Annotated in this window: 14 protein-coding genes; 6 read left to right on the forward strand and 8 right to left on the reverse strand. The window is 43.6% G+C overall.

Translation table 11 applies throughout. The features are described from left to right. Positions 1-84 precede the first annotated feature (84 nt). Together NQ541_RS09205 and NQ541_RS09210 are read right to left on the reverse strand one after the other, a co-directional pair. Positions 85-378, reverse strand: coding sequence for a hypothetical protein (locus NQ541_RS09205; RefSeq protein WP_049904993.1), 294 nt, complete (start codon positions 376-378; stop codon positions 85-87). 412 nt (positions 379-790) lie between these two features. Beyond that, positions 791-1,912, reverse strand: coding sequence for a relaxase/mobilization nuclease domain-containing protein (locus NQ541_RS09210; protein WP_005612670.1), 1,122 nt, complete (start codon positions 1,910-1,912; stop codon positions 791-793). Between the two features lie 222 nt (positions 1,913-2,134). On the opposite strand from NQ541_RS09210, the gene NQ541_RS13210 reads away from it, so the two are divergent. Together NQ541_RS13210 and NQ541_RS09220 are read left to right on the forward strand one after the other, a co-directional pair. Then, positions 2,135-2,317 carry a hypothetical protein gene (locus NQ541_RS13210; RefSeq protein ID WP_081442979.1) on the forward strand — a complete coding sequence of 61 codons (183 nt, stop codon included), beginning with the start codon at positions 2,135-2,137 and terminating at the stop codon, positions 2,315-2,317. A 65-nt stretch (positions 2,318-2,382) separates the two neighbouring features. After that, complete coding sequence (locus NQ541_RS09220; protein WP_005612669.1) at positions 2,383-4,197, forward strand: Na/Pi cotransporter family protein; 1,815 nt, start codon at positions 2,383-2,385, stop codon at positions 4,195-4,197. A gap of 111 nt (positions 4,198-4,308) precedes the next feature. Here the strand turns inward: NQ541_RS09220 and NQ541_RS09225 are convergent, their stop codons facing one another. The 3 genes from NQ541_RS09225 to NQ541_RS09235 all read right to left on the reverse strand — a co-directional run bounded on the left by NQ541_RS09225 (position 4,309) and on the right by NQ541_RS09235 (position 7,465). Continuing rightward, positions 4,309-5,640, reverse strand: a complete 1,332-nt coding sequence (locus NQ541_RS09225) for a threonine/serine exporter family protein (protein ID WP_005612667.1) — start codon at positions 5,638-5,640, stop codon at positions 4,309-4,311. 18 nt (positions 5,641-5,658) lie between these two features. Continuing rightward, positions 5,659-6,462, reverse strand: coding sequence for a DUF4866 domain-containing protein (locus NQ541_RS09230; protein ID WP_005612665.1), 804 nt, complete (start codon positions 6,460-6,462; stop codon positions 5,659-5,661). A gap of 106 nt (positions 6,463-6,568) precedes the next feature. After that, the gene (locus NQ541_RS09235) at positions 6,569-7,465 is read right to left on the reverse strand and encodes a LysR family transcriptional regulator (RefSeq protein WP_005612664.1); all 897 of its coding nucleotides are present in this window, start codon (positions 7,463-7,465) and stop codon (positions 6,569-6,571) included. Positions 7,466-7,606: 141 nt separating this feature from the next. Between NQ541_RS09235 and NQ541_RS09240 the strand changes: the two genes are divergently transcribed. After that, complete coding sequence (locus tag NQ541_RS09240; RefSeq protein ID WP_005612662.1) at positions 7,607-7,849, forward strand: HPr family phosphocarrier protein; 243 nt, start codon at positions 7,607-7,609, stop codon at positions 7,847-7,849. Positions 7,850-7,912: 63 nt separating this feature from the next. On the opposite strand, the gene NQ541_RS09245 is transcribed toward NQ541_RS09240, so the two are convergent. The 3 genes from NQ541_RS09245 to NQ541_RS09260 form a co-directional block, all read right to left on the reverse strand. Beyond that, entirely contained in the window at positions 7,913-9,031 is a 1,119-nt protein-coding gene (locus NQ541_RS09245) for a 5-methyltetrahydropteroyltriglutamate--homocysteine S-methyltransferase (protein WP_044941118.1), read from the reverse strand. A gap of 109 nt (positions 9,032-9,140) precedes the next feature. Beyond that, positions 9,141-11,123 (reverse strand): sodium-translocating pyrophosphatase, encoded by a 1,983-nt coding sequence (locus tag NQ541_RS09250; RefSeq protein WP_044941161.1) that lies wholly within the window; start codon positions 11,121-11,123, stop codon positions 9,141-9,143. A 313-nt stretch (positions 11,124-11,436) separates the two neighbouring features. After that, positions 11,437-13,191, reverse strand: coding sequence for an ammonium transporter (locus NQ541_RS09260; protein ID WP_181973143.1), 1,755 nt, complete (start codon positions 13,189-13,191; stop codon positions 11,437-11,439). Positions 13,192-13,635: 444 nt separating this feature from the next. Here NQ541_RS09260 and NQ541_RS09265 point away from each other — a divergent pair, with 444 nt between their 5' ends. From NQ541_RS09265 to NQ541_RS09275, 3 genes are read left to right on the forward strand one after another with little or no spacing between them, the layout of a single operon-like run. Then, a complete protein-coding gene (locus NQ541_RS09265) occupies positions 13,636-14,082 on the forward strand; it encodes a GatB/YqeY domain-containing protein (RefSeq protein WP_005612650.1) in 447 nt (148 codons plus the stop codon). A gap of 27 nt (positions 14,083-14,109) precedes the next feature. Further along, complete coding sequence (locus NQ541_RS09270; protein ID WP_005612649.1) at positions 14,110-15,237, forward strand: MGDG synthase family glycosyltransferase; 1,128 nt, start codon at positions 14,110-14,112, stop codon at positions 15,235-15,237. Continuing rightward, on the forward strand, positions 15,234-15,842 hold the full coding sequence (locus NQ541_RS09275) for a glycerol-3-phosphate acyltransferase (protein ID WP_005612646.1): 609 nt from the start codon (positions 15,234-15,236) through the stop codon (positions 15,840-15,842). The genes NQ541_RS09270 and NQ541_RS09275 overlap by 4 nt, the downstream gene beginning before the upstream one ends. Positions 15,843-15,888: the final 46 nt, after the last annotated feature.

Consider the following 15,888-nt stretch of genomic DNA (forward strand, 5'->3'; position numbering starts at 1 on the left):
ATTTTTTGAAATGCGGCTTAAAAACCCCTTCACTTATATAGGTACAAAAAATCGAAAAAACTCTCACCCAAAACGCAAAATTTTTCAAAAAAATTTGAGAGCCGCCAAAAAGCAGCTCTCAAGGAGTGAATATTCGGTTATTTCCTCCGCGATAAGCGGAAAACGGACCATCTTCCCGCCGCCTACGATCAGGCCGCAGAGGACGTGCATGGCTCCCGTGCCGAAGCCCCGGAAGAAGATGAAGGAGAAGCGGTCAGCACCGTTCTGGATGAGATAGCACACATTTTCAAAGGTGGCGAAGGCGAGGGCAATCGGGACGCACCGGGGATCCGCCCCTCGGTGCAATACTGATTGACCCGCCGCTCCGATACGCCCCAACGGTAGGACGCCTCCCGAATGGAGATATAGCCCTTGATCCCGTTCATACCGCACCTCCGCATGGATAATACTCAACACAATACATTATGTACGAATATCCGAATAAAAGTAAGCCCACACGGACGACTTTTCACGAAGTTTTTTCGGGGTTGTCAAATTCATCTGCGATCAATAATCGGGAGACGGTGTTGCATATCCGTCCGGCAGTATCCGAAACAGAGGGTATATTTGCAGATTTTTCTCCATGATCAGGGCTGTGTCATATTTGAGTGAAGTCAATTCATGCAGTTTTGTTCAGCCTGTACATATCCTGCATTTGGTGGTCACTCTCGGCTGTTTTCGCGGCAGGAAGAAAAAGCAACGGTCGATTTGCTTTCAAGCCGCTTGGACGGTTCATTGCTTCGCCCCCGTTTCACATTTCTCTTTTTGGCGAGGCAGATAGGAGCATTTCCGTTCCCCCTTCGCCTTTCGTATGACCAGGTTCTATGCGGCTTATATGTGGCGATGTATCACTCAACCTTTTTATCATATACCTTTTTATTTGAACTGCAGATGGGTTCAAACCGCCATTTTCGAATAATCCGCCGCATCGGCAATACCGAAAAAATGCTTCCGCAGCAGCGTTGAAAACAGCATAAAAGAAAGACTCGTCATTCTCCGGTATCTCATGTTTTTCCTGAAACTCGTCATATGCCTCATATACAGAAACATCCGGTTTTCTGGTCGGCTGTGACTCCTGTGTTGGTACCTGCTTTTTAGCCTTAGAAGCAGACTCTTTCACTTCGTCCTCATCCTCTTCCCATCTAGGATAATCCTTCATGGACTGATAGGTTCTCTCAAGCATATTTACCACATCATGGATGTTCTGCGTGGTCGGGTCATTCATGGCAAGTCTGATAAACACACGTATTTCATCCTTAAAAGATAGTTTTCCACGCTTTTCCATCTGGCTCTCCGCAAAGGTGCGTTCCTCTCTGGTCTTATCCGGATTGTAGAAGCTGTCACGAACAGAGTGCGTCAAGCTCCGGCTCCTGCACTGTTCTCCAAAATACTCCGACATTTCCACCAGTTCCTTCGGACCTCTCCGAAAGGAAGAACCATCCTTCTGGTTACAGTTATTTACCAGAAAATGCACGTGAACATGCTCCGTATCCACATGAACCGCAACCAATACCTCAAATCCCTTTTTCCAGAAGAACTTATGAGCGAAGTCCTCCGCTATCTTGTAAGCATCTTCATAAGTCAGTTTATCATTGTCCTCCGGATGAAAGGATATGGACAGCTTCTGTGCAAGAAGATCCCGCGGGAAGAACCGACTATACTTCTTCTGATGCATTTTCCTTGTCATAAGGACACTGTTTGCAAAGTTATCCCGATTGCAGCCAAAGGCATTATATAACTCCGACTTTGTCTTGATAACACCGGAACTTAGCTGTTCCTTCTTCTTCCCCAGAATATAATCTGCAGCACTGTGAAGCTGTGCTGCAGACTTGCATGGAGCATATTTTACATTGACATTTCCATATACTGCCATCTAACTCACCACCTTTTCATATAGTTTTAATACTGAGTCTTCATCTTTTTCCCCTTTTTCAGTTTGTATTTCTTTTCATCTTTGGCAAAGATTTTTGTCTGATTCGGAACTTCCATTTTCAGCAATTTCACCCGGACAAATAATTTTTTGGGTATTTCTTAAGAAAAGAATTGTAAAGTACATGTAAAGTGTTCTATAATGGATGGCGTACGTATTAAAAAGATGTCGGGGTCAAAAGCCCCCGACTATGATACCTACGGATTGTTACACACTACGTGCTCCCACAATCCTACCCAACATTCGCATATCATGGTGCTTACGCCCCACTTTTATGCTCATATTGGGGCGGGTCACAAGGTCATTCTACCACTAGTGTGCGAGCACACATGGTGTCAGACCTTTTGACCCTGGTATCATTAAAAATAACGTAACACGTCAACTTAATAACTTAAGAAAAAGGAAAAAAGAAAATGGGAATTACAATGATTTTGTCATTGCTCAGCGGAGTTGCCCTCTTCCTCTACGGAATGGCACTGATGGGGGACAGTCTTAAGAAAGTTGCCGGTAATAAACTGGAGCTGATCTTATATAAATTAACGAACTCCCCGATCAAAGGATTGCTGCTGGGTACAGTTGTAACTGCAATCATCCAGTCTTCATCAGCAACGACTGTCATGGTTGTCGGCTTCGTCAACTCCGGTATGATGAAAGTTGCTCAGGCGATCGGTATTATTATGGGAGCCAACATCGGTACAAGTATCACCGGATGGATCTTATGTCTGTCCTACATTGATGGCTCCAACGGCATCGCCCAGCTTCTGTCCACTGCGACAATTTCAGCCATCGTTGCGATCATCGGTATCATCTTACGTACATTCGTGAAGAAAAAGCCCTATACAGATGTGGGAGATATCATGCTTGGATTCGCCATTCTCATGGTTGGTATGCAGACAATGAGCGGTGCGGTTTCTCCATTAAAAGAGAATCCTCACTTTGTCAGTCTTCTGACTATGTTCAAGAATCCATTTATGGGTATTCTGGTCGGTATCGCATTTACCGCAGTCCTTCAGAGTGCATCTGCTTCTGTCGGTATCCTGCAGGCACTGTCGATCACTGGTTCGATTACTTTTGCAGCAGCTCTTCCGATCACCATGGGAATCGGTGTCGGTGCAGCCTGTCCTGTTCTGCTCTCTTCCATCGGAACGAACAAGAATGGAAAACGTACAGCACTGATCTATCTGCTGAATGATTTATTCGGAATGATCTTCTGGTCAATCGTATTTTATTCGATCAATGCAGTGGTTCACTTTACTTTTATGGATGAAGTTATGACTCCATTCCGTACTGCACTTTTGAACTCTGTATTCAGGATTCTGACGATTCTCGTACTTGCACCTTTCATCAGCAAGATTGAGAAGCTCGTCTTTATTCTGATCAAAGACACTGAAGAGGACAATGAAGAGCAGGCAGATTTTGATCTTCTTGAAGAACGTTTCCTGAACTATCCGCCACTGGCGATCAGCCAGAGTCAGCTTGCAGTCAATGGAATGGCAAAGAATGCACGGAAAAATATCATGCGGGCTTTTGCACTGCTCTCTGATTTTTCCGACAGCAAGTTTAATAAAATTCAGGAAAAAGAAAATCTCATTGATAAATACGAAGATAAACTCGGAACTTATCTGATGCAGTTAAGTATGCATGATCTGACACCGGATCAGGCAAAGCAGACATCCAAGTTCCTGCATACGATCAGTGACTTTGAGCGTCTCGGCGACCATGCAGTGAACATTTCCAAGGTAGCACAGGAACTTCATGAGAAATCACGTACTTTCTCTGAAGCCGCCAAATATGAACTGGATGTTCTTGAACAGGCTCTCGTTGAGATCACAGATCTCACTGTCAACTCTTTTGTAGATGAAGATCTTAACACCGCTGCCACAGTAGAGCCGCTGCGTGAGCTGATCGGCATTCTCTGCAATGACCTGAAAATGCGTCATATTAAAAGACTTCGGAATGGTCAGTGCGACCTGAATACCGGATTCGCATTTAATGACCTGCTGACCAACTATGAACGAATCGCAGCCCATTGTTCCAATATAGCAGTTGCCATTCTGGAACTGGATTCTTCAAACTTTGATATGCATGAGTATACAAAGAGCGTCCGTAAGCTAAAAGATGACCGTTACCTTTCTGCTTTTGAAAAGTATGAAGAGAAATACGATATCAATGGCTACAGGCCAAAAGAAGAAACTGAAAAAAGGATTATAGAACCGAAAGAGAAATAGAATCAAAAATAATCATAAAAGGCAACCGGCCCTGGAAATGATATATACCCTCTTTACTGGACAACCAGTAAGGAGGGTATTTTTATGTGCAATATTTTATGTGCAATATTTTTATGTACAATATCGAAATGTCTTATCTGTCAGAATCCTTGCAAAGATCAGCCCCAGTGGTAATGCCGCAACGATCAGTATCGCGGATGCAAACCAGGACGCAGATGCAGACAATGACATCATTCCCAGATTATAAAATCCCCGGTATAAATAAAGTCCGGGTACCATGATTACGATTGACGGCACTGTCACAGAGATTCTCGGATATCCAACCCTGCTTTTGATCAGAGAAGCCAGCAGACCTGCAGCCAAAGCCCCCATGAATGCCGCTGCTGCCGGTGGACATGCCGTAAGATCCACCAGCTCCAGCCTGAACGTATTTGCAACTGCTCCGATCCCTGCTGCAACCGCAGCCAGACGAACCGGACTGTTAAACATAACAGAGAAACCAAACACTCCACAGAAACTCGCCAGAAGCCGAAACAGAATCCACGCTTCCAGTGGCAATGACATTTTTTCAAAATCAACCGGCTGTAAATGAAGGATCAGTGCCATAATCCAGGCTGACATTGTTGCCACAAGAACAACGATCAAGGCGTAAGTAAACCGTTCGACCCCGGAACGCATATCCAGCTTCGCAAGGTCTATCCCGCTTGTAATAAAAGGAAAACCCGGTATAATAAAAAGCATGGCACAAATGTATCCTGCCTCATGCTGCACTGATACCCCCCATGCTACTTCAGCGATTTTCAGAAATCCTGCATATACAAGACATGCCAGTGCTACTGAAGATACAATTCCCAAAAAGAGTGTAAAATGATGCTTTGTCAACTTGCACCTGAGAAAATTCCCAAGCCCCGCTCCGGAAAAAGCACAGAACATTTCGATTGGACCTCCTCCAAGCAGAAACGTAAATCCACCACATGCCAACGCTGCTGCGAACCCCAGTGCCACAGGAGAATAAAGGCCATGAATCCGCTCGATCTCATCCAATAACTGATGTAACTGTTCCCCTGACATACTGCATCCTTCTTTTTCAAACTCACGTATAAAATGTTCCAGGCGATTCAGTTTTGACGTATTAACGCCTGTGTTTGTCAGACATAATGACTGCGTAAATCCCTGTTCTCCGTCAAAACAGGTATATTCGATCGACATCAGACCTATATCTGCAGTGCAAGTGATCCCCATGACTTCTGATAATGTATTCATAGAACTTCTCACTCTCCACGCTCCCGTACCACAGGAAAGAAGCATGATACCGACCCGCCCGACAATGGATGCCTTTTCCGTCAGGCTTGCTTCTGTAACCGGCCGTTCTTCTCCGCCTGCATCCGTATATTCATGCCAGAGAATCTCCATATGATTTTTTATAATTCTTTCTGTCCCCATTTTTTCACTCCCCTGCTCCTATTCCAGATCCAGGCCAGCACTTCCGGTTCTTTTCAGTAACTTTTCCCTGCAGGTCAGGACAATTCCATCAATTTCGTGCAGATGATGAAGCATCTTTTTCTCAAATTCATGAATCGGAAGCAGGATTCCGATCTCATCAAATTCTTTTTTCTTCCTCACTCCGGTCTCCTGTCCATAATAAACGATAGCCCGTGGTGCCTCCATCTGAATTTCATGAAATGTATCCCAGACCATTGCATAAGCCTGTGCCTCTGTCAGCCCCAGACTGCACGTATCCGGTAGTGCATAAAGAGCCAGTACTCCTCTTTGTCTGTTCTCTTTCGTTTCCTCTATCTGCATCCCTTCCGTATAGGAACGAATCAGATCATATCCATCTGCCAGATATACTTTTGAACGGGGTGCACACTCATGTAACTGATAAGTATTTCTGAACTTCTCGTACTCTCTCCCCGAAACCTCCTTCTCTTTTCCGGGAAGCAGATTTCCATCAACATCTGTCAATAAGACCGGATTTTCTCCTGCTTTTCCGTGAAATTTCTTAGGGATCAAATATGCTTCCCTCAGCAGATCAAACATACTTCTTCCACACAATTCCAGCAACAATGCACTGATATCTCCATTCTTGTATGCCTGAAATAAAACTTCGGTAAAATGCTCTGCCTGATTTTTTTCAAAAATCTGTTCATCTTCCAAATGTTCATAAACCACTTCTCTTAACTGCTCACAGGAAGCCGGAGATGCCACTATTTTTGAAAAAATCGCCTCAACAGCTTCTTCTCTGGGTAAAACTGTATGCATCATAATTGCTTTCCTTCTTTCTTTTTTGTTCTAGTTTCAGTATAGAAAGCACTCTTACCAAAGTCAAACTGACAGCCACAGTTTTTTCTACATGGTCATTATGTAATTTTTATATAATTCCATTTTCTTTCAACAACATTCTTTTCAGTGTCTCCGCTGCAACTCCCGGCGGGAAATTATGGTTTTCCACAAGACAGATCTCCCGGGCAGGTATTTTTTCTTCCATCCGGATCTCCTGGATCTGATTCGATTTCAAAAGATCTTTCACATATAAATCCGGAAGGAATCCAATCCCAAGTCCATTCAAGATCAACGGAAGAATCAGATCCATCGTTTCTACTTCAATATCCGGCTCCAATACAACATCATGCTCCAAAAAGAATTTTGAATAAAAAGAATATGTGGTACTTTTCCTTCCAAGACAGATCAACGGTTCATTCCTGATATCTTCCAGTCTTTTTATCTTCGTGTTCTGCACCGTTGCCTGACTTCCTACAAGGATCTCCCGAAACTCCATTAAGACTGCGGATCTCAGCGGTTTTTTTACTGTAAGCGGAGTCGTGACAACCGCCAGATCAACCGCCCCTTCTTTCACTGCCTGAACCGCCTGCGGTGTGGAATGATTTAACAGTCGGATCCTGATCCCCGGATAATTTTTATGAAATTTTTCGAGAACCGGAAGTAACAGCAGATGTAAGGCGATCTCACTTGCACTGATCGTAATATATCCCTGATCCATCCTCTGTTCATTCATCAGTTCAACTTCTGCCATATGCAGATGCTGATATGCCACAGACACATGCTGATACAATTTTCTTCCTTCCTGGGTCAACTGCACTCCTCTGTTCGACCTGACAAAGAGCTTACACCCTAATTGATTTTCCAGATTATTTATAAACCTGGTAATATTGGGCTGGTTACTCATCAATATTTTTGCTGCTTTTGAAAAGCTCTGATAGGTTGCAACATAATAGAAAATCCGATAATAATCATAAGTGATCTCCATACTTCCTCCATGTATTAAATACATGTCTGCTATAGCAAATATGTATTTTTCTCATTTTTATACTCATTATATACTGTATGAAGAAAAAATCAAATTTCATTCCATTTTATTTTCATATTTCAATACAGAAAGGCCACAGATATGATCAAGAAAAATATTAAATTCATCACTACCGGACAGTTTGTCACTTTTTACAATACCTGCAAAGGTTTTTCCTCTGATGTACGTGTCAGAGACCTAGAAAACCAGCATCTCGATATCAATGCAAAAAAACTTTCCGAACTCGCAACAATTCCACTTGGACTTCCTTATGTACTGATCATTCACGGTGATGATGAAAAAAAAGCTGACAAGTTACTTCAAAAATACAGGACTGTATCATGAAGTTTCACTCATCAGCTTAATCTGTTCCTGGTTGCAGAGTCAGGTTATTCTAGCATTATGTTACTATTCACCCCATACTTCTTCTGCGATCTCTTTCACCAGTTTTAATTTTTCCCACTGCTGTTCCTCTGTCAGTTTATTTCCAATCTCACAGGATGCAAAGCCACACTGCGGACTCAGATACAGACGCTCCAGCGGAACATATTTTGCTGCTTCATTAATTCTGTGGATCACACGCTCCTTATCTTCAAGTTCCGGAGACTTTGTCGTGATCAGACCAAGAACAACTTTTTTATCCGGAGATACTTTTGCCAGCGGTGCAAATCCACCGGATCTCTCATCATCATATTCCAGGAACAGTGCATCTACATTTTCCTTTGCAAATACATAGTCTGCTACTGTATCATACGGACCACTTGTAAAAAATGTAGAGTGATAGTTTCCTCTGCAAATGTGAGAAGTGATCACCATATCTTCCGGCTTTCCTTCTACGGCAAGGTTATTCACTTTCAGAAGTTCTTTTTTCACCTCTTCCAGATCCAACCCCAGTAATTTATATCTCTGCTTTGCCGCATCTCCTACGATTGCTCCCCAGGTACAGTCATCTAACTGCAGATTTCTGCATCCCGCATCATAAAACTGTCTGATGACTTCCTGATATGCTACCCCGATATCATGGATCAGTTCTTCATTCGTCGGATAATATTTTCTCGTATTGGCATAATTAGCCGGTACGATCATCTGCTGAAACATCTGAGCCGGTGCCGGGATCGTATACTTGGCAACTGTATTCTCATCCTCAAACTGCTTCAGAAATTTGAAGTACTCAACAAACGGATGTGGTTTTGCTTTTACCTTTCCTGTCAGATAAGTATCCTCCATTGATGCAAGCTCTTCATGAAACTGAACTCCGCCACCGGTCTGTTCATGTCCGACGCCTTCAAATCCCCACATAAAATCAAGATGCCAGTAGGTTCTTCTGAACTCACCGTCAGTAATCACATGATACCCCAGTTCTTTCTGCTTTTTCACCACATCCGTGATCGCAGCATCAATAATGCGGTCTTTTTCTTCTTCACTGATCTTTCCTTCAGCATAATCTGCCTTTGCCTGCTTCACTTCCTGTGGTCTTAAAAAACTTCCTACAAAATCGTATCTGCATGGTGTCTGATATTTACTCATTTTCATATCCTCCAATCTTTTTCTTCCTATAGATTACCATGGCAAAAAAAGATTGAAAAATAGTTATTTTTGTCGGTTTGTCATAGTTTCAGGCTATTTCAAATATCTTCTACAGTAATCCTCCGATCTGAAGGAACAACGGAGCAAATACCAGCGAAACGACTGTCATCAGCTTGATCAGGATATTGATGGACGGACCTGAAGTATCCTTGAACGGATCTCCTACCGTATCTCCGACAACGGCTGCCTTATGGGCTTCACTTCCCTTACCGCCATGATGTCCTGTCTCAATATATTTCTTTGCATTATCCCATGCACCACCGGCATTTGACATAAAGATTGCCATCAGAACACCTGTCACGAGAGATCCTGACAGAAGTCCGCCAAGTGCATCAACACCAAGAACGACTCCGACAACGACCGGAACGATGACTGCCATCAGACCCGGAAGAAGCATTTCGTGAAGAGCTGCCGTTGTGGAAATAGCCACACATGACTTATAGTCCGGCTTTTCTTCCCCTTTCATGATGCCTGGTTTCTCACGGAACTGACGTCTTACTTCCTCGATCATCTTGTAGGCAGCTTTGGATACAGACTCCATTGTAAATGCCGAGAAGAGGAACGTCAGCATACCACCAATAAAGATACCGATGATTACCTTATAATCCAGAAGGTTGATCGTCTTCAGTTTCACGGTCTCAGCATAAGAAACGAACAGTGCAAGGGCTGTCAGTGCTGCTGAACCGATTGCAAATCCCTTTCCCATCGCTGCTGTCGTATTACCTACAGAGTCAAGTTTATCTGTAATGTCACGGACAGACTCATCCAGACCGGACATCTCTGCAATACCACCTGCATTGTCTGCGATCGGACCATATGCGTCTACTGCAACAGTGATCCCTGTTGTAGAAAGCATTCCGACTGCCGCAAGGGCAATTCCGTACAGACCGTTTACTTTATAAGATACAAAAATACCGACACAGATCAGAAGCAGCGGGATTGCTGTTGACTTCATACCAACTGCAAGACCACTGATGATCGTTGTAGCAGCACCGGTTTCAGACTGTTCTCCAATTCCCTGTACCGGCTTATAATCTGCAGAAGTATAGTACTCGGTAATATTACCAATGATCACACCAACGATCAGTCCTGCGATGACTGCGATTGCTGCATTCATATTTCCGAACAAGGTCCGGCTCAGTGCCAGAGAAGCAATCATTACAAGCACAGAAGCAGCATAGCTTCCCTTTGTAAGTGCTTTCTGCGGATTTGCATTTTCTCCACCTCTTACAAAGAATGTGCCAATCATGGATGCGATCAGTCCACAGCCTGCGATTGCCAGTGGGAATAATACTCCAGAAACCTCACTTACTGCCACACCAAGTGTCAGTGCTGAAATTAGTGAACCACAATAGGACTCAAAAAGATCAGCTCCCATACCGGCTACATCTCCTACATTATCACCTACATTATCAGCGATGACTGCCGGGTTACGCGGATCATCCTCCGGGATTCCTGCTTCTACTTTACCGACCAGGTCAGCTCCGACATCAGCTGCCTTTGTATAGATACCTCCACCTACACGGGCAAATAACGCAATCGAAGATGCTCCCAGACTGAATCCAAATAAGACATCTACATTTCTCGTTACAATGTACACCAGGCTCACTCCCAATGCACCAAGACCGGCTACGCACATACCCATTACTGCACCACCTGAGAATGCAATGGAAAGAGCTTTATTCATTCCGCTCTCTTTTGCTGCATTAGCTGTCCTTACATTTGCCTTTGTGGCAACTGTCATTCCGCAGTAGCCTGCGACCGTTGAGAACAAAGCACCTACTACGAAGCAGATTGCTGTAACCCAGTTACCAATTCCGATTCCAATCAGTACAAAGAGTACGGCTACGAAGATGATCAGAATCTTGTACTCTGCTGTCAAAAAGGCTCTTGCACCTTCTGCGATTGCTGCTGCAATCTCTTTCATTCTTTCAGTTCCTGCAGACTGTCTGCCAACCTTCCTTGCAAGATACGCTGCAAAGATCAGGGCGATTACTGCTGCGACAGGAACCAGATACATATAGTTTTCCAACTTCATCTACCTCCCTTACTAGTTGTATCAACCTTACTCTAACATAAAATCTTTCACTTTTTCCAAAATTTTATGTATTTTTTTAAGAGCATGACAACTTTTTTCTGGAATATTTCTGAGTTTCTTCATATTAATAATACCAGGTCTTTTCATCTTTATACCATAGGATTTTTCATCTTTCGTAGTCTCAAAAAGGACTCCATCAAAAATCTTTTCCAGATTCTTAATGAAGTCCTTTTATCCACTATCTTTTTTCTGTCATTCTTCCTATTCTTACCGTTATGTAATTTTAGGAAAAGCTATCTCTGCTTTTTTACTCCACATCCTTCAATGCTTCCAGATCTTCTTCACCTGTACGGACTTTTACAACCTTCTGTACATTGTAAACAAAAATCTTACCATCTCCGACATGACCTGTATAAAGAGTTTTCGTTGCTGTCTCAATGACTTTTTCAACCGGAATGTTTCCGACAATGACTTCCACTTTTACTTTTGGAAGTACGGTAACATCCATCTCAACTCCACGATATTTTTCTCCCGCACCTTTCTGGATTCCACATCCCATAACCTGCGTTACTGTCATTCCTGTTACACCCAGATTATTGAGAGCGGTTTTCAGCCGTTCATATTTGGTCAGTTTTGCGATAATAACGACTTTATGCATTCCTGTATCCAGATCTGCTGCACCTACAACCGGAACGGCTGCATTTCTCTGTACTTTGGATGCTGCATCATAATCTGCCACACCCAGATCTGTATTTTCATTCTCAGCCATGGTTCCTTCTGTGATATCCATGATACTGAAGCCTGCATAGGCAGATGCAAGACCATGTTCTTTGGAATCAAGTCCGACAATTTCTTCTTCCTCTGATACCCGAAGTCCGATTGTTGCTTTAATCACTGCAAATACGATCGTCATCGTCACTGCCGTCCACGCAATCACTGCGATAATACCAACAAGCTGGATTCCAAGCTGTTTAAATCCACCACCGTAGAACAGTCCTTTGATCTCACATTCCGGAGCAGTAGTCGTTGCAAAAAGTCCGACTGCGATCGTTCCCCAGATTCCATTTAAGCAATGTACGGCAACTGCTCCGACCGGGTCATCCACATGTGCCACATAGTCACAGAACCATACACCAAAAACTACAAGTACACCTGAAACAGCTCCAATGATCAAGGCTCCAAGTGCATCTGTTACATCGCAGGGAGCTGTGATTGCTACCAGTCCTGCAAGTGATGCATTCAGGCACATCGATACATCCGGTTTTCCATATCTTAGCCATGTAAAGATCATGCAGACCACCGTTGCTACTGCCGGTGCGATCGTGGTTGTCATAAAGATAGAAGCAAGCTGTGATCCCGTCTTTGCTGCGGCACCGTTGAATCCATACCAGCCAAACCACAAAATAAAGCATCCTAATGCACCAATGACCAGGTTATGTCCCGGAAATGCATGTACTTTTGTCACTGTTCCATTTTTATCTTTTGAAAACTTTCCAATTCTCGGACCTACCATTGCCGCACCAATAAATGCTGTCAGGCCACCAACTGTATGGATTGCTGCTGAACCTGCAAAATCGTGGAATCCCATCTGTGCAAGCCAGCCGCCGCCCCAGATCCAGTGTGCCTCGATCGGATAGACAACTGCGGAGATCACTCCTGAGTAGATACAATAGGAAAGGAATTTTGTTCTTTCAGCCATCGCTCCTGATACAATCGTTGCCGCTGTTGCACAGAAGACAAGGTTGAATACAAAATTAGACCAGTCAAAATTTGCATAGTCTGTGAAAATTCCCAGTGTCGGAAGTCCGATAAATCCTCCGAGTGCATCTTCACCGAGCAGCAATCCAAAGCCCAGGAAAATGAACACTACCGTTCCGATACAGAAATCCATCAGATTCTTCATGATGATATTTCCTGCATTTTTTGCTCTGGTGAATCCTGTCTCAACCATTGCAAAACCAGCCTGCATAAAGAATACAAATGCTGCACCGATCAAGAACCAGATTCCAAATACTTCTGTTCCGACTGTTTCTGAAATTTGTGTGATGATTTCTTGTGTCATATACATCTTCCTCCTTATACCTCCGAAGCATCTCCTCTCCCCAGCCGAGGTTTATTTCACAGGATTCCCCATAAAATAAAAAACGTATCCTTTCTTCCTCTCCGCATGGTTTTCATGCTTTTCAGAATTAAGGACACGCCTTTGTGTCAATGTTCAGGTATTCTTTTTATAAAAGAAAAAGGCACTTTGAGTTCTTCTCCTCAAAGCACCTTTGCTTTATCTCTCGTAGTTTACCCCCTCATCCTACAGTTGTCAACCCAATTATAAATTTTTCGTTAATTTTCTAAAAATTATATATGTTTTGCTATACCTTTTATTCATTTTGCTAATTCTAGGATTTTATTTCTTTTAATTTTCCTGATTAAACCTCCTGGCTTATTGAAATGCCTTCTTTCATCTGCTAAAATCTTTATGTATCTTAAGTAAATAAGGAGGACAATTATCATGAGTAAAATTGATGAAATCAGAAGTGAAATGGTTGCTGCGATGAAGGCTGGAGACAAAGAGCGAAAAGCTGCACTTTCTTTCCTTCTTTCATCCCTTAAAAATAAAGCCATCGACAAAAGAGCCGACCTGACTGAAGAGGAAGAAGGACAGGTTATCTTAAAAGAGATCAAGCAGTTAAAAGAGACTCTTGAAATGACCCCTGCAGACCGCACCGATCTCATCGAAGAAGCTCAGAAGCGTCTCAGCGTTCTGGAAGAATATGCACCAAAGATGATGGATGCTGATGAGATCAAAACAGTCATTCAGACTGTTCTTTCTGAACTGGGTATTGAGACACCAACTGCAAAAGAGAAAGGAAAAATCATGAAGGAACTGATGCCGAGAGTCAAGGGAAAAGCGGACGGCAAAGAAGTAAACCAGATCCTTGCATCCATGATGAAATAATCCGATTTTAAAAGGTTATAAAAGTTTATGAAAATATTAATCTTATCCTGTAATACCGGCGAAGGGCATAACTCCGCCGGTAAAGCAGTTATGGAGGCTGCACTTTTGCGTGGCCATGAAGTAGAATTTATGGATCTGATGCTGCTTGGCGGGAAAACGGTCTCCCATATGGTCGGTGGGGCTTATATTTCCATTGTCAGACATATCCCTGCTTTCTTCTCCCTGCTCTACAAAGTGGGAGGACTGATCAGTTCTAGCACACGGAAGTCACCGGTCTATTATGTGAACTCGCTGCTTGCAGGCAGACTGGATCGTTATATTAAAGAACATTCTTTTGATCTTATTCTGACACCGCATCTCTATGCGGCCGAAGTCCTCACCTGTTTAAAGCATCGCGGGCTTCTTTCTGTTCCGGTGATTGCCATCGGTACAGATTATACCTGTATTCCTTTCTGGGAAGAGACAGACTGTGACTGCTATATCGTCCCTCAGAAGGATCTGCTGGGAGAACTTATCCACAAAGGGCTTCCAAAAAAACGGCTTTTTCCACTTGGTATTCCGGTAAAGCAGGCTTTTTCCACCCAGAAGAAACGCTCTCTTGCCCGAAAGCTCTGCCAACTGCCTTCGGATGCTCATGTCTATCTGGTCATGAGCGGCAGCATGGGATTTGGGAAGGTCAACCTTCTTGTCGCTGAACTGATCCGTAAGCTTGAAGCAGATGAATATGTAGTCGTAATCTGCGGAAATAACCGACGGTTACGGCAGATCCTTCAGACCACTTTCGGGAAGAATCCCCAGGTCAGGATTCTTGGATTTACAGATCATGTTCCTGCCTATATGGATGCAAGTGATGTCATCTTTTCCAAACCCGGCGGACTTACAAGCACTGAAGCGGCTGTCCGACAGATCGCTCTTGTGCATACCAGTCCCATCCCCGGCTGTGAGACAAAAAACCTTGCCTTTTTCACATCCCATGGAATGTCTGTCACTGCACGGACTGTCCATGGGCAGGTTACACTGGGCCGCCGACTGATGAAGAATGAAGATGCAAGAATTGAGATGCAAAAGCAACAGAATCATTGCATTCCCCATGATTCTGCTGTTGAAATCTGCCGTCTCGCTGAAAAATTATATGCACAGAGGAATCATTTATGATATACGGGATTTTTTTCATCTTTGCAGGATATCTTTCAGGAAGTATTCTTTTTGCCTACCTGATTCCAAAATATTTTTACCATATTGACATCTGCCGTCTGAGCGATGATCAAAATCCCGGGGCATTCAATGCTTTCGCACACACCGGGATCAGAACCGGAACACTGATCCTGCTCCTGGAACTTGCCAAAGGATTCTTTCCGGTGCATATTGCACTGCACGTCCTTTCACCGACAGATCCACTCTTCGCACTGGTTCTTGCCGCACCGGTGATCGGACATGCCTTTCCGCTTTTTCATCCGCGAATGGGTGGAAAAGCGATTGCCGTCTCCTTTGGGTGCCTGCTGGGACTTTATCCTGATCTGCACCCTGTACTGACACTGGCTGCATTTTATCTGATCTTTTCATTGCTTCTGGTCATTGATCCTCATCTTTTCCGAAGCATGATCACCTATCTCTGCCTTTGTCTGAATGTATTGCGGACAGTTCCGCTTGCTCCGATCCGCTATGGGACCATTCTGATCTCTATCGTCGTCATCCTCCGGCACGCAGTCCGATACGAAAAAGAACCATTACAGATCCGTCTGCTGAAACGGAACCGTTAATGGTTCTTTTTTCATTTTCTATGCCTCTTCGTATCTTTTCTGATAT

Origin of the sequence: [Ruminococcus] lactaris ATCC 29176, assembly GCF_025152405.1 — a bacterium.
GTDB classification, from domain to species: Bacteria; Bacillota; Clostridia; order Lachnospirales; family Lachnospiraceae; genus Mediterraneibacter; species Mediterraneibacter lactaris.